General features: G+C 41.7%; 25 protein-coding genes and 1 pseudogene. 13 read left to right on the forward strand and 13 right to left on the reverse strand.

Going from position 1 to position 22,901, the window contains the following annotated elements:
* Positions 1–78: 78 nt before the first annotated feature.
* A complete protein-coding gene (locus tag AC58PV_RS23045) occupies positions 79–495 on the forward strand; it encodes a VOC family protein (RefSeq protein ID WP_497434798.1) in 417 nt (138 codons plus the stop codon).
* Positions 496–666: 171 nt separating this feature from the next.
* On the opposite strand, the gene AC58PV_RS23050 is transcribed toward AC58PV_RS23045, so the two are convergent.
* Entirely contained in the window at positions 667–1,623 is a 957-nt protein-coding gene (locus AC58PV_RS23050) for a sigma-70 family RNA polymerase sigma factor (RefSeq protein ID WP_497434800.1), read from the reverse strand.
* A 196-nt stretch (positions 1,624–1,819) separates the two neighbouring features.
* On the reverse strand, positions 1,820–2,134 hold the full coding sequence (locus tag AC58PV_RS23055) for a hypothetical protein (RefSeq protein ID WP_497434801.1): 315 nt from the start codon (positions 2,132–2,134) through the stop codon (positions 1,820–1,822).
* A gap of 231 nt (positions 2,135–2,365) precedes the next feature.
* On the opposite strand from AC58PV_RS23055, the gene AC58PV_RS23060 reads away from it, so the two are divergent.
* The gene (locus AC58PV_RS23060; RefSeq protein WP_497434803.1) at positions 2,366–2,602 is read left to right on the forward strand and encodes an NHLP leader peptide family RiPP precursor; all 237 of its coding nucleotides are present in this window, start codon (positions 2,366–2,368) and stop codon (positions 2,600–2,602) included.
* Between the two features lie 61 nt (positions 2,603–2,663).
* Here the strand turns inward: AC58PV_RS23060 and AC58PV_RS23065 are convergent, their stop codons facing one another.
* On the reverse strand, positions 2,664–4,559 hold the full coding sequence (locus AC58PV_RS23065; protein WP_497434805.1) for an ATP-binding protein: 1,896 nt from the start codon (positions 4,557–4,559) through the stop codon (positions 2,664–2,666).
* 178 nt (positions 4,560–4,737) lie between these two features.
* Positions 4,738–6,412, reverse strand: a pseudogene (locus AC58PV_RS23070) (ribonuclease J).
* A 162-nt stretch (positions 6,413–6,574) separates the two neighbouring features.
* Here AC58PV_RS23070 and bcbE point away from each other — a divergent pair.
* Together bcbE and AC58PV_RS23080 are read left to right on the forward strand one after the other, a co-directional pair.
* Entirely contained in the window at positions 6,575–7,798 is a 1,224-nt protein-coding gene (gene bcbE / locus AC58PV_RS23075) for a bacillibactin exporter BcbE (protein WP_497434807.1), read from the forward strand.
* 117 nt (positions 7,799–7,915) lie between these two features.
* The gene (locus AC58PV_RS23080) at positions 7,916–8,542 is read left to right on the forward strand and encodes a LysE family transporter (RefSeq protein ID WP_497434808.1); all 627 of its coding nucleotides are present in this window, start codon (positions 7,916–7,918) and stop codon (positions 8,540–8,542) included.
* Positions 8,543–8,565: 23 nt separating this feature from the next.
* On the opposite strand, the gene AC58PV_RS23085 is transcribed toward AC58PV_RS23080, so the two are convergent.
* Positions 8,566–9,933 carry an amino acid permease gene (locus AC58PV_RS23085; protein WP_497434810.1) on the reverse strand — a complete coding sequence of 456 codons (1,368 nt, stop codon included), beginning with the start codon at positions 9,931–9,933 and terminating at the stop codon, positions 8,566–8,568.
* 111 nt (positions 9,934–10,044) lie between these two features.
* Complete coding sequence (locus AC58PV_RS23090) at positions 10,045–10,422, reverse strand: hypothetical protein (protein WP_497434811.1); 378 nt, start codon at positions 10,420–10,422, stop codon at positions 10,045–10,047.
* Between the two features lie 193 nt (positions 10,423–10,615).
* Here AC58PV_RS23090 and AC58PV_RS23095 point away from each other — a divergent pair, with 193 nt between their 5' ends.
* Together AC58PV_RS23095 and AC58PV_RS23100 are read left to right on the forward strand one after the other, a co-directional pair.
* Positions 10,616–10,888: a WGxxGxxG family protein gene (locus AC58PV_RS23095; RefSeq protein ID WP_497434812.1), complete on the forward strand. Its 273-nt coding sequence runs from the start codon at positions 10,616–10,618 to the stop codon at positions 10,886–10,888.
* 80 nt (positions 10,889–10,968) lie between these two features.
* Entirely contained in the window at positions 10,969–11,487 is a 519-nt protein-coding gene (locus tag AC58PV_RS23100) for a DUF3231 family protein (RefSeq protein WP_497434814.1), read from the forward strand.
* Between the two features lie 89 nt (positions 11,488–11,576).
* On the opposite strand, the gene AC58PV_RS23105 is transcribed toward AC58PV_RS23100, so the two are convergent.
* The 4 genes from AC58PV_RS23105 to AC58PV_RS23120 all read right to left on the reverse strand — a co-directional run bounded on the left by AC58PV_RS23105 (position 11,577) and on the right by AC58PV_RS23120 (position 13,795).
* Positions 11,577–11,756: a hypothetical protein gene (locus AC58PV_RS23105; protein ID WP_497434815.1), complete on the reverse strand. Its 180-nt coding sequence runs from the start codon at positions 11,754–11,756 to the stop codon at positions 11,577–11,579.
* Positions 11,757–11,912: 156 nt separating this feature from the next.
* Positions 11,913–12,617 (reverse strand): formylglycine-generating enzyme family protein, encoded by a 705-nt coding sequence (locus AC58PV_RS23110; protein ID WP_497435024.1) that lies wholly within the window; start codon positions 12,615–12,617, stop codon positions 11,913–11,915.
* A gap of 38 nt (positions 12,618–12,655) precedes the next feature.
* A complete protein-coding gene (locus AC58PV_RS23115; RefSeq protein ID WP_497434816.1) occupies positions 12,656–13,045 on the reverse strand; it encodes a hypothetical protein in 390 nt (129 codons plus the stop codon).
* A gap of 159 nt (positions 13,046–13,204) precedes the next feature.
* The gene (locus AC58PV_RS23120; protein WP_497434817.1) at positions 13,205–13,795 is read right to left on the reverse strand and encodes a TetR/AcrR family transcriptional regulator; all 591 of its coding nucleotides are present in this window, start codon (positions 13,793–13,795) and stop codon (positions 13,205–13,207) included.
* A 193-nt stretch (positions 13,796–13,988) separates the two neighbouring features.
* On the opposite strand from AC58PV_RS23120, the gene AC58PV_RS23125 reads away from it, so the two are divergent.
* From AC58PV_RS23125 to AC58PV_RS23145, 5 genes are all read left to right on the forward strand, one after another.
* The gene (locus AC58PV_RS23125; protein WP_497434818.1) at positions 13,989–15,206 is read left to right on the forward strand and encodes an MFS transporter; all 1,218 of its coding nucleotides are present in this window, start codon (positions 13,989–13,991) and stop codon (positions 15,204–15,206) included.
* A 136-nt stretch (positions 15,207–15,342) separates the two neighbouring features.
* A complete protein-coding gene (gene cyoE, locus AC58PV_RS23130) occupies positions 15,343–16,263 on the forward strand; it encodes a heme o synthase (protein ID WP_497434820.1) in 921 nt (306 codons plus the stop codon).
* 189 nt (positions 16,264–16,452) lie between these two features.
* On the forward strand, positions 16,453–17,541 hold the full coding sequence (locus tag AC58PV_RS23135) for a nucleoside-triphosphatase (protein WP_497434822.1): 1,089 nt from the start codon (positions 16,453–16,455) through the stop codon (positions 17,539–17,541).
* Positions 17,542–17,644: 103 nt separating this feature from the next.
* Positions 17,645–18,130, forward strand: coding sequence for a hypothetical protein (locus AC58PV_RS23140; RefSeq protein WP_497434823.1), 486 nt, complete (start codon positions 17,645–17,647; stop codon positions 18,128–18,130).
* Between the two features lie 399 nt (positions 18,131–18,529).
* Positions 18,530–19,387: a manganese catalase family protein gene (locus tag AC58PV_RS23145; protein ID WP_497435025.1), complete on the forward strand. Its 858-nt coding sequence runs from the start codon at positions 18,530–18,532 to the stop codon at positions 19,385–19,387.
* A gap of 68 nt (positions 19,388–19,455) precedes the next feature.
* On the opposite strand, the gene AC58PV_RS23150 is transcribed toward AC58PV_RS23145, so the two are convergent.
* Positions 19,456–19,644 (reverse strand): hypothetical protein, encoded by a 189-nt coding sequence (locus tag AC58PV_RS23150; RefSeq protein WP_497434824.1) that lies wholly within the window; start codon positions 19,642–19,644, stop codon positions 19,456–19,458.
* Between the two features lie 202 nt (positions 19,645–19,846).
* Here AC58PV_RS23150 and AC58PV_RS23155 point away from each other — a divergent pair, with 202 nt between their 5' ends.
* Both AC58PV_RS23155 and thpR read left to right on the forward strand, forming a co-directional pair.
* Positions 19,847–20,695 carry an MBL fold metallo-hydrolase gene (locus tag AC58PV_RS23155; RefSeq protein ID WP_497434826.1) on the forward strand — a complete coding sequence of 283 codons (849 nt, stop codon included), beginning with the start codon at positions 19,847–19,849 and terminating at the stop codon, positions 20,693–20,695.
* Positions 20,695–21,270 (forward strand): RNA 2',3'-cyclic phosphodiesterase, encoded by a 576-nt coding sequence (gene thpR / locus AC58PV_RS23160; RefSeq protein WP_497434827.1) that lies wholly within the window; start codon positions 20,695–20,697, stop codon positions 21,268–21,270. Before AC58PV_RS23155 ends, thpR begins: the two co-directional genes overlap by 1 nt.
* A 255-nt stretch (positions 21,271–21,525) precedes the next feature.
* On the opposite strand, the gene AC58PV_RS23165 is transcribed toward thpR, so the two are convergent.
* Entirely contained in the window at positions 21,526–21,660 is a 135-nt protein-coding gene (locus AC58PV_RS23165) for a hypothetical protein (RefSeq protein WP_497434828.1), read from the reverse strand.
* 34 nt (positions 21,661–21,694) lie between these two features.
* Positions 21,695–22,885, reverse strand: a complete 1,191-nt coding sequence (gene cntE, locus AC58PV_RS23170) for a staphylopine family metallophore export MFS transporter CntE (protein WP_497434829.1) — start codon at positions 22,883–22,885, stop codon at positions 21,695–21,697.
* Positions 22,886–22,901: the final 16 nt, after the last annotated feature.

The raw sequence follows: 22,901 nt of genomic DNA on the forward strand, positions 1-22,901 counted from the left end.
ATTTCCGGATCGGCAGTCGTCTATATAGATGTAGGCATAAATAAACACAAACAAATATGACGAAGAGGTGTTTTGAAAATGGCATTAACGTCCGCATTCACGAGCTTCAACCTCCCTGTAAAAAACGTAGAACAATCGAAAGCGTTCTTCACCGGAATTGGATTTGAACTCAACCCGCAATTCCCAGATAATGAGAATTCGGTAGCCATTGTGATCGGCGACAACCTGCAGGTCATGCTGATTAATCAAGCATTCTTTAATACGCTCACGGAGAAGGAATCCGTCGATACGAGCAAATATGCGCAGATGACGATCGCATTAGCCTTCGAGAGCCGGGAAAAGGTCGATGAAATCGTGAATGCCGCTGTCTCCTTAGGTGGGAAATTGCACGCTGATCCTGAAGATCATGGGTCCATGTATCATTGGGGCTTCGTGGACTTGGACGGACACCTGTGGGCCATAAACTACATGAACATGGACGGGGCACAAGGTTAAGACTAATGTAGAATCACGCTCGTACTAGGGTTTAAAAAGAAAGACGCCGGGTATCTTCCTCGGCGTCTTCTTCGCGATATCCACTCTTCTTCCGTCTTCCATCCGTGTCAGAAACTTGCCGGCGACTGCCAGTCATCTAGTGATTTATCATTTGGTTATTCTCAATGATTTTTATTGGTCAATTCGCTCAGGCAGCCCAAATCGTGAAAATAATGGCGTATGAATGAAGTTTTGAACGTGTAGGATTTGATTATCTTTGGTTTCGATGACATGAATACCCCAGGGTACCAGGCCAGTGCCCTCTTTGCCCGGCATATACTGGGCCAACGCTGGATAACCGCCATTCACCGTAATGGGCACAAATCGTGAACCTTCGCAATGCCAGCGAGTAAGCGAATAGAAAGCGGACAAATCTTCCTTGCCGTGGATCCACATCTCGAATGGCGGCATCGACATGCAGCCTTCCTCGTGGAACAACGCGACTAGCGCAGCGATATCGAATTGCTCGAAGGCCTCCACATACCGGGATAGCAGCTCATGTTCCGGTTGAACGTCCATGCTGCAGAGCTCATCCGAGCGGAGCTGCGCCCGGCCCAGCGTGTCTCGGGCTCTTTGCAAAGCGCTGTTCACCGCTGCCGGCGACATCGCCAATGTTTCCGCGATCTGCTTGGAGGACCATTCAAAGACATCCTTCAAAATGAGTACCGCGCGCTGCCGTGGAGCCAAGGTCTGCAGAAGAGCGATGAAGCACAGTTGGAGGGTATCTCTACGGACGAGCCGATCTTCCGGATTGCCTCCAAAGTCGGGAGACGGCCAAATCCAGGCAGAGTCTGGCAGCGTGTCGCGCGGTTCGACGATGGAAACGGATGGGTCGAACATATCAACGGGAAGCGCGCGGCGTTTGGATTGTCTAAGCTTGTCCAAGCACAGGTTGGACGCAATTCGATATACCCAAGTTTTGAACGAGGAATCCTGTCTGAACGTGCTCCAGCTCTGCCAGACCCGAATACTCGTCTCCTGAACGGCATCGTCCGCATCATCCATAGAGCCTAGCATTCGGTAACAGAACGAGGTTAAGCCTGGCTTCAAGCTTGCAAATAATGGTTCGTCAAATGCGTTATCGTTCATCGCGACCTCCCGTAACGATCTCCTCCCCGAAGGGTGCTATTTTCAATTATATGTAAAGAAGCGCACAGCCTTAATTCGAATAAATAGACAAGATTTAGTACACATGGATAAAAATTTAGCATGATCGTACTAATAATTCAATAACCAATAATGAATCCTAGTCTTTACTTTTAAAATAAATCGCAATATCTCAACGCTAGGATCTGACAGGGTGATTGCGCAAACGGAATTGCACATATTTACAAGCACGCCAGGCAAACAAAATTTCCAACACATTGCACCCTTCAGCCAAAATGAATCGGTCGATAGACCTGCTGCTGTTAAGATTGATTAAAGCCTTGCCTTCCCACAATTCCTCGGCATGCACCGCATCAATGACATCCCCTTGACAGCCGGTTACCTCTATTTGCAAATAACCAGCTTCCAATTCCGATTCTTCGATCAAATGAATGTCGCGCGCCGCCCAATTCCAGAACGGAGACAGCTGGATTCCGCGGCCCTTAATGCTCAAACCACCTTTTGACTTGTCTTATTATAGGAATTATCGTGCTCTCGCTTTATTAATAGTATAAAAGAATATCGATCTATATCCTTTGCATCTTTCTGACATTTCTAATTCCATATAGTATATTTTGTCAAATTTGACAGCTCTATTATCAAAAATTGTAAAAAAAGTAGATTAATGTCGATGACTCATGGTAATATTTTCTTGTAGTAAAATTTACTTTAGGAGTGGGTTATAATGTCATCAGAAATTCTAAAACAAAAAATCGTTCAAAAAGCATGGGAAGACAATTCATTCAGGGAACAACTTCTTTCTAACCCAAAAGCTGCTCTTAAAGAAGCATTTGGAGTAGATGTTCCTGCTCATGTTGGACTTAAAGCTATTGAAGAGACAGATACTGAATTTGTTCTTGTTATACCTGCAAATCCGGCTAAAGTCTTGGTAACTTCGAACGGTACAGAAGCGCAATGGTAATTTTCTTGTCATAATTAATAGCAAAAGGGGTACTTCTAAGAAGTGCCCCTTCATTAATATACTAATTTCGGTCTATTGACGGAAATTTAATAACAACCTCCGTGCCTGCATTTTTTTGACTGCTGAATTTTATTGTTCCTCTCATTGCTTCTATGATCCTGAATGTAACCATTAGTCCAAGCCCTGTCCCCTTTGTTTTCGTAGAGAAATAAGGTTCCCCAAGCTTTATTAACTGGGCTGGTTCAATTCCAACTCCATTATCCTTAATCTGTATGACAACTTCACCCGACTCTTCATAAGCACTTATGTGAATTTGCCCATCGGTTTGAAAAGCCTCTATACTATTTTTCAAAATGTTAATAAGCGCCTGTTTTAATTTGGAAGAGTTCCCTAGCACAAACAAATCACTTGGAATGTTGATATACACCATACCCCCATAAGAAGTTGCTAAAGGAACAATGATCCCTTCGATTTGTTTCAATTCTTTTGAAATATTTAGTTCTTTGAATTCTTCTAATTGTGGTTTTGCGAATGTCAAGAAATCGCTAATAATTTCTGAAGCTCTGTCTAATTCCCCAATAGCTATTTCTATATAACCCTTATTTTTTTCATTGGAGCTTTCTGTAATAAGCTGTAAAAATCCCCGTGTTACTTGTAATGGGTTTCTTATTTCGTGTGCAACAGAAGCCGTAAGCGAACTAATTATCTCCATTTTTTCAGACTGTTGCAGATGCATGTTATAAAACTCAAGCTCTTTTGAGTAATTGATTAGCAATGTTTGAGAAGCTGCAAGACGTCTTCCCAAAATGACGATTAGAGCACAGTTAAATCCTATAATTCCCCATTTCCACAAAAAGATCTGATGTGTTTGAAGACTAGCATAGTACCAAGTGAGATCAATTGTAGCTAATAAAGTAAAAATCCCAAATCCAAATGCAAAAATTATAGCATCCTTATTTCCTCTTTTTGCAAAAACTAGCGAGAAGCCAATAAGTAATAGGAATTGTATGATCATGAGATAACCTAAAACGGTAGAAGTCATAAAATAATACGCAGTATTAAATTTATAATTACTTAATTGATTTATCGCCATGAACAAAACATAAAAAAGTGAATACATCATTTGAAATCTTCTAAAATTGCGAATAATCGTAAGATGTCCATTTTCAAATACTTTTTCAAAATAGAAACTTAGCGTCGGCAAGAAAATAGCCAGTGAAATATCAAATAAGTCCGAATAAAAAGCTCCGTAATCACCAAAATATGCAAATGTAAATGGTGTATTTGTAATAAAAATAGTACCTATTGTTATAAAGATGATACTTAAAGAAATCCAACTTGCCAGCTGTGACCTTTTTAAAAATATGGAACAAATCATCATAATTATTCCAATAAATATAGATGCGAAACCTATGATAATGCTTAAAAAATCACGTGACAAATACTTTCCCATTAGATAGGTATGTATACCAAGTTCAATTTCCGAGTTTATTCCTAATCTATCTAGACTAGTCTTAAGTTTTATGTAAATGTTCTTTCCTGCATCTTCGCTACTTATTGGGATTAGCATGCGTTGTACATCAAAAGGAAAACCGTAATTTACTTCATATACCAGCTGATCTTCAATATATACAGAGATATTCTGCGCATAAATTTCGCTTATTAGTATACTATATTGCTTTGGTAACTTTGATGGTAATTGCACTTTTGCCCAAGCTGTCGACGTCTCTTTTGGTTTCTCTGGAAAATTCCTATAGTCCGGTATCACTTTCCAATTAGAATTAGGAATATCCCCGATTTCCTCACTTGTCAGATTATCGTGCCCCCAGAGAATACTCCATTCTGTAATAATGTGGTTATCAGTTTGACTCTGTGCAAGCAGATGTGATGAGTTGAAACCGCATCCGATTATAATCAATAATAATGTCAACCAAAGGGATCTTTGTAAAATTTTCATTACTCACCTTCCCAATATAATGTTAATCTTCTATTTTCTATATAATTCGACATTCTCCTTTTTTCATTTACTGTCAGGAGGTTCGTAAATTAAGCCTGACCAAAAGAAAAACCGCCATATCAAAGATAAGGCGGTAAATTCTGAAGTAAGCCTTCTTCTACTTTTTGATTAATGAACACTAAACGTGAATAATAATTGGCAATATCATTGGCCTTCTCTTAGTCTGGGTGTATAAATATTTCCCAACCGCTTCTTTTATAGCTTGCTTGTAAAGCCCCCATTGGTTTTCTTTGGCATCTTGAAGTTGGGTGATGGTCGTTAAGGTAATTCGATGCACTTCCTCCATAAGTTCTTCGGACTCTTTGACGTAGACGAATCCGCGGGATATTATATCTGGTCCTGAAACAACCGTCCCATCCGATTTGCTTAGAGAAAGCACAAAAATCATAATTCCGTCTTCTGATAACAACTTCCGATCACGCAACACAATATGACCCACATCACCAATACCGAGCCCATCGACCAACGTATTTCCATTCGGAATATGGCGCTCTTGTCGTGCTTTTGCATTTTATAAAGTCGACAACCTCACCATTGTTTACGATAAAAATGTTCTCCGCTTCCACACCAACAGCTTCAGCTAATAATCGGTGCTGATACAGCATGCGATACTCTCCATGAATCGGGATAAAGTATTTCGGCTTCATTAACGTCAACATGAGCTTCAGTTCTTCTTGGCTAGCATGCCCGGAGACATGCATGCCCGTTACGGATCCTGAGCCATAGATAACTTTTACACCTTTGGCGAAAAAGTTATCAACGATACGAGCAACGTTCCGTTCATTACCAGGAATTGGTGTGGCTGCTAGAATAACCGTATCACCTGGTGAAACTCCGACTTGACGATGCGTGCCACTAGCTAGGCGCGCTAAGGCAGCTACAGGCTCTCCTTGACTGCCCGTACAGAGAATGACAAGCTCATGGGGAGAATGATGATTCACATCTTGTACTTCAATCAACATCTCTGAAGGCATTTTCAAATAGCCCAGTTTTATCGCGATATCGACAACATTGACCATACTTCTGCCTAAAAGGGCGATTTTGCGATTTGTTTTTTCCGCTGCATGAATAACCTGCTGCAACCTGTTGACGTTCGAGGCAAACGTTGATAAAAATATTTTTCCTGTTGCTTTGCTGAATGCCTCTTCAATATGATCGCCGACTATGCGCTCAGAAGGTGTGAAACCCGGACGTTCAGCATTTGTGCTTTCCGAAAGTAGGGCTAGTACACCTTTTTCACCAATCGCGGCCATTTTATGAATATCGGCATATTGCTCGTTGACCGGTGTTAAATCAAATTTGAAATCGCCTGTGTGTACAACAACACCCTGCGGGGTATGAAAGACGATCCCTAAGCAATCAGGAATGCTGTGGTTCGTTCGAAAGAAGCTTAGTGGAATAGCTCCTAACGTTAGGTTCGTGTTGGAATCAATTTCATGCAGTATCGTCGTCTTGAGAAGCCCATGTTCTTTCAGTTTTACTTCTATAAGTCCTACTGTAAGCCTAGTCGCATAAATCGGCATATTCAACTGTTTAATGATATAAGGAATGCCTCCAATATGATCCTCGTGCCCATGTGTAATAACTAAGCCTCTTACATGCTCTTTATTTTCAAGTAAGAAAGAAATATCAGGAACAATCAGATCAATCCCCAATAAGCTTTCATCTGGAAATTTAGAGCCGCAATCGATCACAATGATGTCATCGTTATATTGAATGACGTACATATTTTTGCCTATTTCGTTCACACCACCGAGAGCCGCGATGGACAACTTATCTTGGTTTGATTTCAATCATACACCCTCCATTTACTTGTAATTCTTCTCTGTTGTATTCTGTCCAAGTTCGCTTGGACATACTATTTGAGTCAAGTAGGAATAGTTAGATTACAACGGCACACATTAATGCAAGAGGAGTGATAACGTGAATTCCCTTGGCCGGCAAAACACAGCATTTTGAAGACAGATAAATGGAGTTTAATTGCCATTGCGTCCATCCCCTTAATCATGACGTTGGGAAATTCCATGCTGATTCCGGTGCTACCTGCGATTCGTAACGAATTGCAAATCACTTCGTTTCAAGTGAGTCTGTTGATTACCGTGTACTCTGCCGTTGCTATCATCCTCATCCCTATCGCTGGGTATATGTCGGACCGCTTTGGCAGAAAAATTATTATCATCCCGAGTTTACTAGTAACAGGGATTGGCGGTTTAGTTGCTGGCTTAGGAGCTTGGTGGCTGGAGAGCTCTTATGTTGTGATCATCCTAGGAAGAGCTTTACAAGGAGTAGGAGCAGCCGGAGCTTTTCCCATTGTGCTGCCTCTAGTCGGGGACATATACAAAGATGAAAGCGAAGTTAGCAAAAGCCTTGGCGTTGTAGAAACAGCGAATACGCTTGGCAAAGTGCTCAGTCCTATTTTAGGGTCAATACTCGCTTTTGTGGTGTGGTTCCTCCCTTTTCTGACGATCCCTGTATTGTGTGCGATATCTACGGTATTAGTGGCATTTCTCGTTAAAGCGCCTAAGAAAAATGAGAAGAAAGAAGAAAAGATCACTTTCAAACACTTTCTTCAGAACCTTAAGAAGATTTTTCATAATAATGGCCGTTGGTTGGCCGCTATTTTTGCGATTGGCTGCATATGTATGTTTGTTATTTTTGGAACATTGTTTTATTTATCAGACATACTCGAGGACAAGTATCATATTAAAGGTATATGGAAAGGCTTCGTGATTGCCATCCCTTCAGGCGTGTTGTGTCTTGCATCGTTTATCACTGGTAAAAAAATTGGTGAAAACAAAAAGTTAATGAAGTGGATCACTTTTTCAGGTATTGCGATTGTTACGGCCTCTCTTGTGGTTTGCGGCTTTGTTCAGTCCCTCTACTGGTTGATAGGTTTGATTAGTTTGGCCGGTATTGGTATAGGTGTCACCCTTCCGTGTTTAGATTCCTTAATTACGGAAGGCATTGAGAAAGAGGAACGCGGCACCATCACATCCATCTATAGCTCCATGCGGTTCATAGGGGTCGCAGTCGGTCCGCCGCTTGCATCCATCCTAGTTAAAAGTTCACAGCAAATTTTGTTTTATAGTATAGCTGGTACGTGTGTTGTAGCGGCATTTCTTGCTTTATTTGCGATTAAACCAAACAACGAAGAGGCTACTGCTGCCACTGCAAAATAATGCAAAGATCTCCATTCATACTGGAGGTCTTTTTTGCTTTAACGTAAGTAGTAATACAAGCCCAATAGTCAGAATAAGTTGATAGAAGCTTAATCATCACGGAATGGGGACGTGTCATTGCATACATTACTTAGCTTTTTTATACTGGGGTTATCGTTAGCAGCGCCTATCGGGCCCATTAATGCCGCGCAATTGGACAAGGGCATTAAGCATGGATTCCTGCATGCCTGGATTGTTGGTATAGGCGCTTTAATCGCGGATGTTATTTTAATGGCACTTATTTATTTTGGATTTATCCATTTTCTCACCACACCGTTCATGAAAACGTTTTTGTGGCTATTTGGCTGCTTTATCCTTCTGTACACAGGAATTGAAAGCCTAATCAGCGCAGGCAAAACAAACGTAAGTGCCGTTAGAGGCGAAGATACCTTAGCCAAATCATTTTTTTCTGGGTTGATCATGTCCATTTCGAGCCCGCTAAATATCCTCTTCTGGGTAGGGATTTATGGCTCCGTGTTGGCAGAAACCATAGCTTCCTACGAGAAAGAGTATGTATTAATTTACACTTGTACGATGTTTAGTGGCATCATTGCTTGGGACTTCGCTATGGCTGGTTTAGCGAGCACATTTCGTAAATACTTGACCGCAAGAAAACTATCCGTCATTTCGATTATATCTGGTTTGTCACTCATTTGCTTTGGCTTACATTTCGGCATTAAAGCTTTTCATGCACTATTTGTGTAGCACGGTCATGAGGCACAGCGTCATTAGATGGTACCACCGTTCCTCCGTTTTTTCGGCCTGGGAAAGCCCTTTGAGACGATAACCCTGGCTTTTTTCTTTTTATGTTTTGACCAAATGATATGCATAATGAACGTAACACTGCCGATAACAGCCACAAATAATAAACTGATCCAGAATCCAGGTCGACTCGTAGGGTGAAACATGGTTCCGCAGATGGCTGTTACGATCAATACCATGCCCGTGATTCTTTTCACTTTCCCCCACACCGTTAGTTCCAGGAGTGTGCCGGATGAGAGTAAAATAAATAGCCAGTTATAGAGAAGCATGATCCCTGCTGCTGTTGTTACATACGTATACAATTCTTCTGGCAGCCATAACGACATGACCACTGCAAATGTAATTCCTGTTGTTGTTAAAAGGATGGCCGGAATGGGCAATTCCCTTTTTCCCTTCGTTTTTTTAGCAAAGATATGCGGTGCATCCTGATTCTCTGCTAAGGTAACGAGGATTGTTGTCACAGCAAACAAAGAAGCAACCATGGTTGAAAATCCTGCTACGATCAGAATTGAAGTAAATATATGCGGTAGAAATGGTAATTTGTAAACGTTCAGCGCCGTCTGAAATAAACTTTCTTTTCCTTCTATCTCTGAAAGAGGAAGTAGTGTCAACGCCAAAACTAGGGAAGCCACATAAATAATGGTTAGTAGCATAATCATCAATTTCCCGGACTTTGCTGCTTCCTTTGGGTTCTTTAGCCGGATCGCCATCAGGCCCATTATTTCGATTCCGCCAAATGCGTAGAAGGCGAAAATAAAGGAAGACCAAATCCCTAATGCGCCATGTGGGAATAAAACATCGGATGAAATGGGGAGTTTGGGTTGGTAAGGGCTGCCTTTGAGGAAGCCGAAAAGCCCGATGAGCGCAATGGTTAGGAACATCAGGATGGCCGAAATTTTAATAATAGCAAATACATTTTCTGCGCTTTCAAATACTTTGGTACCTAATAAGATAACCCCTAAACCCAAAATGGCAAAGCCACAGGCCAACAGCCACAACGGCATTTCTGGAAACCATAAACGTGCAAATAAAGATAACGCCGTTAATTGGCTGCCCATAATGAGTAATTCAGAACTCCAATACACCCAGCCGCTGCTAAAACCAGCCCAACGCCCGAAAGCGTTCTTAGCATAGGCTTGGAATGACCCCTTCTGGGGATTATCGGCTGTCATCCGAGCTAGAACATCAAAAACAATAAAGGTAACAAGACCAGCAAGGACAAACAGCAGGATGACTGAACTTCCCCCCATTTTGATCCCAATACCTGATCCCATAAAATATCCCGTACCGATTGTACAAGCGACGCCTAGAAGTGATAATTGCCACCATTTCATATCCTAAACTCCCGTATGGCCAGACATATACATGATCTTCATAATCAGAACAAACATAATAAGCCAAATACCCTTGCAAATGCTTGGGAGTTTTGGCTTATCTGTTAGTAATTAATTATTGTAGAAACCTGATGTTTGGTTTTGCTGGCTTAGCGAATTCGTATGCGAGGCGTTCGTGTAGGAATATGGCGTGTTGAAGTGACTATGATTATTATTCGTATAATTTGCAATTTGATTGCTCATATTCGTTAATTGTTGCAATTGCTGAATGGCAGTTTGGTGACCTTGTAAAGCAGTTTGGATCACTTGTGCGGCCTGGCGCTCACGTTGTGCTAGTTGTTCTAGTTGAGATGCATTTTGTTGTTCCTGTTGTAATAATTGTTGATATTGTACGGATGCTTGTTGGGTTTGTCTGATCAATTGTTGAATAATTTGATCTGCTTGACCCAATTGAGAATAAGATTGATTGTTCATTTGGTATTGATTCATGTGAGTTCCTCCTGAAAATAGTTTTTAATACTAAGCTATTATGGGAAGCGCTCAGGGTAAATATTCAGGGATTCACAGCTTTGGTTGCACTTCAAAGTAAGTTCCTTTTAATCCCTCTTTATATAATGCACTTGTTGAGCATCCTAACTATGCAATACCATAAAACTTAATTATTGAGAGGAGATTATCTAAAATGAAAAAGCTTCAAACTATCGCCTTAGCTGTTGTATTATCCTCAACCTTAAGTCTTGGAACAGTTGGAGCCCGAGAAAATGAAACAATTAGCTCGCCTAATGTTTCTACTAGTACTATGACAAACCAATCATATTCTAACAATTCTAATGCTATCCGCGCTTATGAGACTTCAAACACAGAGTCTGATGCATCAAATTGGGGTTGGCTTGGGTTAGTTGGTTTGCTTGGACTTGCTGGTTTAAGATCAAGAAATCAAGCCAGCGAAAGGTAAATTTACTCTTTTTTGTTCGATTCAACATATAGGCATCAGACTTGGGTTCATAATTGAAAAACAAAGGAGAAATGAATATCATGGGAATTTTAAGTGGAAATCCAAAAGATGAGCCTCTGCACTTCGGTGAGGTTTTTAGTGTATGGCAAGCTTCAACAGTAGCGAAAGGGGCTGTTTCTTGCTATCAGGCTTATTTAAATCACGCTGGTGACAAAGATCTAAAAAAAGTGCTAGACGATCTAATCGATCAAGCAAAGCTTGAGATAAAAGAACTGGATAAGATTCTTGTTGATAACGGTATTTCACCTATTCCTGCACTTCCTGAAAGACCGGCAGTTAAACTCGAGGATATCCCCGTTGGTGCAAGATTTACCGATCCAGAAATTTCAGCTAAAATTGCTGCGGATACTTCATTAGGACTTGTTGCTTGTAGTCAAGTAATGGGACAAGCGATTAGAGAGGATGTTGGGGCTCTTTTTGCGAAATATCATATCACTAAAACAGCATTAGGGTTAAAAATACTTGAGATGAGTAAAGATAAAGGTTGGTTAATTCCTCCACCACTGCAAATCAAAAGACCTGAGACTGTGAACGCTTAAGCAACCAGGATAATAAAGAAGCCAGGATCCCTACCATCTAGGGGATCCTGGCTTGAATTTTCAATATGCTTACTGGCCACTCTAAAGTGCTAACCGCCATGACTCGGTTTCTTGCGTATACGTGTAAGTTCAAAAGCTTCTTTAGGAATACCTAAGTCATGTGCCTTTTTCTTTTTAATCACCATGGCTTGTCTTAAACTTGTGGCTTGGAATTCAACTGTGGTCCCGTTAGGATCCTCAAATGCATAGTAACTTTTTTTATTGGACATTTAAATGTAGCTCACCTCTCAAATTTTCGTTTGCATCGATGTGATCAATGAAATATTTCGATTAGAAATGGCTTAACACCCTAGTAGTGTGCTTCTCATCTTTGAGAACTATACAAAAATGAAATCCAAATAATTCACCTTTAAGAAGTCGTGTTCTTAAGGTTCTGTAAGTGCTATTCTAAAACCAAGATCATCTATCTTGAAATCGGGCATGCTTTTTCTTCTACTTGTAGAACCACAATTGTTCGGGGCTTCAGCCCAACTGCCTCCCCGGAAGACTCTATAGTTCCCATATCGCTCAGAATCGTATAGATCCCAGCACCATTCCCAGACATTCCCTAACATATCAAAAAGCCCCCATGGATTAGGAAGCAGTTTTCCGACGTGTTGAGCTGATCCATTGGAGTTACTTTGATACCATGCAATTTGATCAATTTGTGCATACCGATATCCCGTCGTTCCCGCTTTGCACGCATACTGCCATTCAGCGTCTGTTAGTAACCGAAAGCCATTTGCTTTTTTATTATATATCGTGTTCTCACTTTCATCTGTGATTGTGTAGCATTCCGTCCTGCCAAGTATTCTGGACAATTCGTTACAAAAGGCAATTGAATCTATCCACGAAACTTCCGTAATTGGCAGTTTATTCACGTTCGGTTCTACTTCTTCTTCATGCATGACAAAATGATACAACTGCTGTGTTACCGGATACTTCATGACATGGAAAGGTTCGATCGTTTCGGTCCATGTAACTTCCTTTTTATTGCTTCCAGGGTCTGATAAAGTGGAATCTGAACTCAGCCATTTATTCATATTAATATAATCTCGTAATTCAATGGTTCCCCCTTGTATGGGTATCATCTTATGCAATACATCTTTTTGAATATGCTCTCTGAATTTCAAACATGTTTCCTCTCCCATCCTTTTGAATTAATGTTCTCCGATAAAAATCGGTTCTTGATTTTTAAAATACATTCAACAACTCTATCTGTTAAATCATCATAAATGTCGTCCTCTAAGTAAGGATTATTGTATTTCCTAAGCCTCTTTAATTTATTTTTAATTTCCATTTTCTGTATAATGTTAAAAATTTCCGAATTACACAAAGTTATTTCCAAGTAATCACAAAACATATCGAAGCATTTATCCCAATTGGCATTTCCATTTCTCTGAGCTTCATCCCTTAATTTCTCTATTGCTCTTATCAATTCGCCTTGTACTGTCTCTGATTGACCTTGCTTTGGTACATATGTTTTCCATAAATACTTAGCCTCTTCGAAGTATTTCACAATTCACCTCATTATTTTTCTGTTTTGTGGTAGTTTTCAATTTAGTTGTGCAAAGCGGACACTAACGAAAACAAGCGATGGATCGGTTCCATCGCCGTGGTTTTATCCCAGAATGAATCATTCTTCAGATAATACTAAAATCCTTTTTATAACTTATGTTCACCTCATTACTGTACCGTTAAGGAACACGGTTGCCGCCTTGCGATAAAGGTCCAATGACTCTTCCGTCCCAATATGCGGGGACATGTGGTAAAGACCCTGCAGCATTGCTTCCAGAATAATGGCAAGCATTCGCGAGTCATCCTCAGCCAGTTCCCCGTTTGCGATGGCAGATTGAATCATTTCCTGGTTAAACGCAATGTGATCAGTGTAGTAGTTGGTTACGCTTGCCTGTACCTCGCTCCGATCCCACTCGCTGCTAAAAAATTCATTCATCGCTTGAGTTAATGGATGGTTCAAGTCATTTACCATTATTTGCGCTAGTCCGCTGAGCTTATCCGAAATGGTCGTCAGTGAGGGCTGCTTCTCCGACCACGTATCTTTCCAGCCGCGCTCCCATTCGTCGAGCAAATGAAGAAACAGCCCTTCTTTGCTGCCGAAATGATAATAAATATTACCTTTGCTTTTACCCGTCGCTGCAACGATGTCTCCAATTGAAGTCGCTGCATACCCTTTCTGGGCAAATAACTGGCCGGCGGCTTCCGCTATCTTTTTCTTCGTTTCCTCTTTCTGCAGCTTCTTCTGATTCATCGGTTTGCGCCTCCGTTATGTGTAAACTTCTTCGCAGTTAAATTGCGGAAGAACGATTTGAAATGATTAGAATTTGATTTATACTGACCGTTCGTTCTATATTATTATAGACGACTTTCATTCGCTATATCAAGTGTCACATTACTAAAGCACATTTAAGTCGATTATTTACATCATGGCAGGTGGATACGTTATGTCGTTATTATGGAAAAACAACGGAGCCCTAGCATTATTGATGGTCAATATTTTCCTAGCTATGTCGGCCTATGGACTTGTGGTTCCCGTCATGCCAACTTTGATGAAAGAGTTGGGATTAAGCGGTGCTGCTGTGGGCTCATTGACAGCTGCGTTTGCCGTTACTCAGCTACTCTTCTCTCCTTGGGCAGGAAGGCTCTGTGATACAGTTGGCAGGAAAAAGGCCATCGTCGCTGGTTTGGCGCTGCTTGCGGTTTCCGAGGCTATATTCGGAGTTGCCTCTTCCCTTTACCTACTGTTCGGATCCAGGCTGCTTGGTGGGGTCGGACTTGCTCTTATTTTCCCTGGCATTATGGCCTTTACGGCCGACGTCACTACGGAGGATGAACGAGCCAAAGGAATGGGATTCGTGTCCGCAGCCATGTCAACAGGGTTTATCATTGGTCCGGGACTCGGAGGGTTTCTTGCGGAATACGGCATGCGCGTGCCGTTCTATACCGCTGCTGTCGTTATCGCGTTTTCTGCGATATTAACCTGGCTAGTTCTGCCCGAATCCCTGAAAATTGTCAGGTCTGGCACAGTCGACCCAGCAAGCAGCACCGCAACCAACCAAAGTTTGATCAGTCAATTGATACACTCCAGAAAAGCACCTTACTTTTTTGCGCTGCTTGTGTTGCTTATCCTCGGGTTTGGCCTTTCGAACTTCGAGACGGTATTTGGCTTGTATTTAGATGCCAAGCATCAATTTGGTCCGCGGGATATCGCCTTAATCATGACAATCGGTGCTATTGTCGGAGTCATCATTCAGATTGGCTTGTTGGACGTATTAGTCAAGAAGTTCGGTGAGATACAAGTGATGTATATCGGCCTTATTTCGGCAGGCGCATCGATGTTTCTCATTGTACTGGTTCATTCTTATTGGTCAGTTTTATTCTTCACCATCCTGATCTTCGCTGCCTGCGATCTTCTCCGACCTGCCGCGACTACATTTTTATCTAAAATGGCAGGTGAAGATCAGGGCTACATAGCAGGATTGAATTCCACTTTCACGAGTGTGGGAACGATCGCAGGCTCGATGGCTGCTGGGGTATTGTATGATTGGTCTTTATCTCTCCCATACCTTGTTGCAGGAATCACATTCCTGGGTTGTTTTGCGGGAATGATGATTCGGCAAAACCGCTACCAAAAAACCGTTCTGGAACGGGACGGAAAATAGGGATAATTTTCATCTTTTATTCACGAAAGCGACAAAGAAATATGACAGAATCATGATGGTTTGGTTGAGGAAGGGTACTTGCACGACGAGATATGGTAACCTATAAGTGAATCTAGTTAAAGGGAGTGTTAACTTCATGCGATTTCAAAACAATGCGGTTAGTGTTGAACTGATTCCAACATCAATGACCAAGGTACTCTTTGAATCGATAAAGATTGGTATTATTAAGTCTAACCTCATTGCGATGATCGCGGGACTTAGCATGGCGTTATTTATTCACGACATACCATTTTTCGATAAAATAGGGAACATAGTGCTGGCTTTGATCGGAACAGTGTTTGTCATCGGAGCAGCCGGTATCTTCAATAATCTATACGACCGTGATATCGACATTATTATGGAAAGAACCAAAAAAAGACCGACCGTGTCTGGCATCATTGACATCTGGAGTGGATTGTTCATTGGGAGTTGGATCGCGGTCGGTGGTATTATTGCGCTGTATATTGCTTCTCCGCTTTCCGCTTTACTAGGCTTTCTAGGGCTTTTCATCTATGTGGTGCCCTATACGATTTGGACGAAACGCAGAACCATCTACAACACGGAGGTTGGAAGCTTGTCGGGAGCGATGCCTCCTTTAATCGGGTGGGCAGCGATCTCGCCTGACATTTTACATCCCGGTGCAATTGCACTATTCGTGTTAATGGTTATTTGGCAGATGCCGCATTTTTACGCGATTGGGATTCGTCGCATGGAGGAATATCGTGCGGCCAACATTCCGATGTTGCCAGTAGTCAAAGGGATACGCAGAACGTACGTGCAGATGAACACTTATTTGGTAGCTTTGTTCCTGAGTAGTTTTTTGTTCTGGTCCTTTAACCCTTACATCGCTGTGGTCAACGCGATCTTGAGCTTAGGCTGGTTAATTCTAAGTTTCACGGGATATCGTCAGAAGCAAGAGGATAAGTGGGCGCGCTCAATGTTCATTTTTTCGCTGAATCATATTACGATCCTGTTAGTGATGATTGTTGGCTACTCTGTAAGTGCTCCATTATTTTAATGACGATGATAGTTGGTTATAACATAACAAAGAGCAAGGACTGCAGAATCTTTCTACTGTCCTTGCTCTTTTCTATTGTGATTAAACCAATTGAAATGCTACATGCATTGTTCGTCCATTCACCTCTGAACATGACCTTGAATATATAAAAACATAGGCATTTATCTAATATCAAAGGAGTGTTTCAGGTTGATCGATCAATCATCCCACTACTTTGCAAGAGGCAACACAGCGCGCGGAGCCCATTTCTTATATCAATCCGCCTTTGCTGATTTGAACAAAATATTCGTCCTCACAGGTCCTCCCGGGACGGGGAAATCCACCATTATTCGTAAACTGGCGGATCGTTTATTGGAGAAAGGTCAGCACGTACAATGCTTCCACTCCCCTCTTCGGTCGAATGAACTAGATGGCATCATCGCAACCGAATTGAAGCTAGGAATTGTCGATGGGCGCGTTAGCGGGGTAATTACGGCGTGCGAAGTTGTTCATATCGATCTCGGGGAGGCCGTTGACAGCAGTCTTATTTTCCCAGAGCATCAAACAACGATCAATACGCTACGTGCTGAACTTACCAGTTCCTACGACAAAGCGTATGAAACTTTTTTAACGGCATTACAGATTCATGACGAATGGGAAAAATATTATATCGAGAGCATGGATTTCGTGAAAGCAGACGAAGTGGCGCAGGGGTTAATTCAAGAACTGTACGCTGGACATGAAAAAACTACAACCACAACCGGTCGTCATTTGTTTTTTGGTGCGGCGACTCCCAAAGGTGCCTTCGATTTCATTCAACGGCTGACGAGTTCCATAAAAAGACGGATTTTCATCAAAGGAAGACCGGGCTCTGGAAAATCGACACTGCTCAAAAAGCTAGCTGCAGCTGCTGAAACGAAGGGAATCGAAGTCCAAGTGTTCCATTGCGGTTTTGATCCGAACAGCCTGGATATGCTGATATTCCCTGAACTCAGCACTGCCATCTTTGATAGCACAGCCCCTCATGAATACTTTCCGGATCGAGACGGGGATGAAATACTGGATATGTATACACTGACGATGTCCCCCGGTACCGATGAAGCATTTGCAGCAGAAATCGCAGCAATTAAAGAACGCTACACAGCCAAAATGAAGGAAGCAACTTCGTATTTGGCATCAGCTGAGGTTATTGATTCACAAATTAAATCCATCTATGTAAGCGCAACGAATTATCTTGTGGTTGAGGAATTAAGTCAACAAATTCAGGTAGAAATAGATGAACGACTCATGTCTTTATAATATGGGCAACCATGTGAAACACGAATGAAATTGAATTTTATGGCAAATAATGAGTAGACGTTTAAGCGCAGGACTTTATTTGGCATAAAGGAGAAAGTTTCTAATGGAGATAGGTATCCAATTCTTCTCTACTTTTCAGCATTCACACTATGTAGAGCTTGCAATAAGTAAACTGAAAGAACATGAGATTGATAATATCTATGCTGTTCCACTAGATAATCGTTCAATGGACTTGAAATTCGTTGATACCATACACGGTTTAGATGGAACTTCTTTAATTGATATTGGACTTATTCTTGCCATGATGGGCTCCACAATTGGGGTAGCAAGGGGATTTTTTCTTGACTGGGGGCCAGTTTTTTGGGGGTTAATCGGAGCTGTTGGCGGATTTGTTATTGGTTTTATCTACGATTTGATCAGTAACCTGATCAAACGAAGGAAGATCCGAACTGCAAAGATTAAACTAGGTGAAATTATACTAATTGTCCAGTGTTCTAATGAACAGTCTCAGTTTGTGGAGCAAACACTATGGAAAAATCTAGCACTAGGTGTAGCCAAAACACAGATGAAACCAATCCAGCAAGAGTAATGAATTATTTTGTACACAACAAACAACCTCACTTCAATGGAAGTGAGGTTGTTTGTTGTGACTACGAATGGATTACTTACACTACGTATTTATTAACCACCAGAATTAATATTTGCATCATCAATACCATTGTTACTGCTGTTTTTGTTATTGTTACTTGGCTTTTGGTTTTTTTGCTTTTCCGATTTTATGCTCTTTTTCTGGTTAGTCATGACATTAGCCCACCCATCTCTAATAAATTTGGAACATCCGTATTATATGTTGTTTGAAATAAACTACACCAACCATTATGTGGGCTTAATGGGTACTATATCATTCGTATAAATAATTTACACATAGGAGAAAACATTAGATGACATAACAAATGACATTCAACCAGGAAGAGAAATGAGTGATCGTATGTATTATTATAAAGAAGAATTAATTAATCAAATTGTTCCTGACCAACCAGATCCAGCAGCAGCAAAGGTTTTACAAGAAGCACTTGGCGGACAATTTGGCGAGATGAGAACCATGATGCAATATTCTTTTCAAAGCTCTAATTTCCGAGGCAAAGCTACACAATATCGTGACTTAATTCGTGGCGTATTTCTGGAAGAGATTGCGCATGTGGAATTGGTTCAAAATACGATCAATCAATTACTAAACGATTCTGGCAACTCCTTAGCAGTAGGCAATGCGGGTAACGATGGCGCACCGTTAGATGAAACCGTCAAACATGCAAATCCTCACCATTTCATTGTCGGTGCGCAGGCTTCTCTACCCGTAGATGCTGGTGGTAACCCTTGGAATGGTTCATGGGTGTATTCGCATGGTAATTTGATTGCTGATTTGTTGAATAATCTAAGTCTCGAATCAACAGGAGTCCTTCAGAAAACCAGAATCTATGAAATGAGCTCCAATAAAGCACTCCGTGAAACGCTTGGGTTTCTTATCGTCCGTGATAATGCCCACCAGAATGCTTTTGCAAAAGCTTTAGAAACTTTAGGCGTTGATTGGGGGAAACTGTTCCCTGTTCCTAATTATGATATTAATAAATATCCAGAATGCCGAAAATTTGTAGATATGGGTTATCATAATGTGCAGTTTAATTTCCGCTTAGATGATACTCGAATTGGTGAAGTTTTCCAAGGGGCATCACCGAGCAGAAACAAAGGACAAATGTTAGTTACCCCGCCTCCAATGGGATTCCCGGTTCCTCAGCTCCCAGATATGCCAAATGAGCATAGCCCTGGTTTGCAAGATATGTTTGTGTAAGTTTAGCCTACATATAGGCTTACACCTGAATGATCAGGCGTAAGCCTTTTTCATTTCAAAGATGCTAATTAGTCACTATCATGATCATTATTAAATATTTCATCTAGCTCTGAACTATGTTCGTTTGCGGCAGCCTGGATTGCTTGATCTACTTCATTACTTCCTTGAATTTGCTCCGCAGCTTCGGCTTGATTGTTCAGTTGCTCCGCAATTTGACCAGCGCCATGTGCGCCTTGATGTCCTCGACTCGATGTCATCGTAGTTGTTCCTCCCTTTTCGATAAATGGACTTCCAGCTATATTATGGCGCTATTTTCCACCCTTATTCATGAATAGGAAGATGTAATCCACCACTCGTTGTTTTAGTCATGTTATTCTATTTCAAATTATTACTATCAAGATAGCTTGGACATACTATTTATAATTTTAAATCACTTTACAATGGGGGGGATTTATTGGAATGGCACATAATCATCTCGGGGAGATGGAAGATACAATGGCGGATCATTATATACCGATGACTTCCATAAGAAGTGGTGAAGGCGAAGAGATTATTCCCGATCTAATCTGTTATACCAATCAGATCGTAAATATAGGTATGGTTGGCACAGCCGAAGATTGGGTGTTAGTTGATGCGGGCATGCCGCAATCCGGTAAACGTATTCTGAAAGTCGTTGAAGATCGTTTTGGTATAGGTTCGAAACCAAAGGCTATTATTTTAACACATGGGCACTTTGATCATGTTGGTGCTGTTATTGATCTCGTTGAAGCTTGGGATGTAGTGGTATATGCGCACGAGCTAGAAATACCCTATCTAACTGGCCTAACCAGTTACCCAGAACCTGACGGCACTGTTGAAGGCGGACTTATCGCCAAAATTTCACCCTTCTTTCCTAACGAACCGATTGATCTTGGGAGTCATGTGCGAACCTTACCCGCTAATGGCAGTATCCCAAGCATGCCAGGATGGCGATGGATTCATACACCAGGCCATACGCCTGGGCATATCTCGCTTTTCCGAGATAAGGACAAGGTGCTTATTGCAGGTGATGCATTTGTAACGGTTGAGCAGGATTCACTGTACAAAGTCATAACTCAGAAAAAACAGGTAACAGGTCCACCGGTATATTTGACAACCGATTGGCATGCTGCAGAGCAATCTGTCAGAGTTTTAGAAGCTCTCAAACCTAGTGTAGCCATTACCGGTCATGGGGTGCCTATGCTTGGCGAGGAACTAACAAGTGGATTGTCTCACTTGGTGGCCCATTTCAAGCGGATTGCTGTCCCAGACCATGGGCGGTATGTATAGTGCGATTATTTGTTGCTGTACCTGTCCCGAGCGGAATTAAGCATGCTCTCGCCAACTGGATCGAGGACATTAAGCCACATATGTTTTTTCGTAAATGGGTCCATCCTGAGGACCTGCATATCACACTGCAGTTTCTTGGGAATACACCATCAGAAAGTGTCCCTCGGATTAATCAAGTTCTGCAGGAACTAATGACAGTATCTAGTCCTCTGGCACTCCAATTGGAATCACTCGGCATTTTCGGGCGATCAACACAGCCAGCTGTGTTATGGGTCGGTGTCGGCGGCGACGTAGAAGGGCTTCGCAACTTACAGGTACGGGTAGCTGACGCACTTACGCCACTTGGCTTTTCTCCCGAAGATCGTAAGTTTCACCCACACGTAACGATCGCACGAAATTACATAGGCAAGACTTCATTTGATCGAAATAAGTTGAGTACTTTTACGATGCCTAATTCTCCCTCAGAAGATCTTCTTTCGTGGCAATCAGATGAAGTTACGCTTTACAGGAGTCACTTGAACAAACAGCCTATGTATCAAGCTATTACTTATGACGATAAATTGAAGTCGGAATGAACGATAGAACGGGTAAATAACTAGATCCATTATACACTTAGGAGGTTGTCAAATTGAAAAATAAATCGTTCATCTCAGCACGTCTCATTGCTAGTTCATTGGGAATTGCAACTGCAGTTTCATTTCCAATTTACTTTGCGATCAAGGGAAAATGACAATAATAAAATAAATAAACAATAACCCAAAGGATCCTAATCCCTTGGGTTATATTAGTTTTCAATTCACATCACTACGAAAATAACTAAGGTTTCAAAATTAGTTTGATAGCTTGCCCATCTTCAACGTGATGTTCCGGCTAAACAAATTACCAAAAGGAAAAGCATTATAATTCATCCCATAAGCCCCAGTGACCTGAATCGTGCCGCCTTTGCGCACTAGCTTAGTGGCCATTCTGAAAGCACCAAGCCAGTTACCTCCTTAATCATCAAGTTGTTTCGCTAACATATCCCTTTCTTCGATCATAGGCAAAAATAATCATAACTGCGCTTATCACGGCACATATCATATACATAGTGGAATAAGTGGTCGCATCCGCGATCGGCCCCATCACGACACCACCTAGTGACATCCCCAGATCCGCCATGGCAATGAATAAACCAAGGAGTGCATTGCGGCTTGTCTGAGGTAAAACAAAACTTAAATACGTGGTTAAAGCCGGATAAAGTAGCGCTTGAGCCAATCCCATAAGCACGGCGCCCGCATAGAAAAAGATGCTCCCTCCTTCAAGGGAATAGCTTACACATTGCGCAGCAACCGCCAAGATTAGCATGATGCCCATTATAAAGAAAGAATGCCATATCCCATCTGTAGGAATTTTTTTTCTTAAAACAAATCGAGATAAAACCACGACCCCTGCCTGAACCATGAGATAAATACCGGCACTACCATGTTTCAGTTGTGCGGCATACAGGGGGAGGAAGTTGGTAATCGCTCCGAATACGGTTGAAGCTGTCAACATTAAGACGCTGCTTTTGAACAAATGAGGATTTTTAACCAGCTGACTGAATGATTGAAGCACGCCAAGCTTAAACACCCTTTGTTTCTCGGCAGGTCGTTCTCTCTCCTTTTCAACTGGAATGCTGTAGCCAAATACACCGGTACCGATTGCAATGGCAACCAACAGCATAGTGAAATAACTCATCTCACCCGCTTGCCAAATGCCGATCGCCACCAGGGGGCCAAGAATACCGGGCATATACGTAAATAACGAATAAAGTGAAATCCCCTGAGAACGTTCTTTTTCTGGCAACGCATCGATAATCCCAATTTGCAAAGCCATTGAAAAGAATGCCGTCGAACAACCCTGGAGAATTCGCGCCATCAAAAATCCTTCCAAGGGGCTGAATGTATACAGTAGCAGCGCCACTCCGTTAATAACAAGAATGATACGCAAAACTTTAATCGGTCCCTGCTGTTGGATGATCTCTCCTGCCCACGGGCGGAATAGCATCGCTGTACACATGTAAGCCCCCATGATTAAACCAATTGTTGTATTGCTAGCGCCAAGAGCTTCCCCACGCAATGGGATCAGGACATTTAGAATGGAGTTGGCGCTAAAGAACAGAAGTGCAAGTAGATATAATCGTACAAAAGGCCAGGACAACGCTCCAGTCAAAATTGGTTCCTCCTAC

This window comes from Paenibacillus sp. J22FR83 (assembly GCF_059691955.1).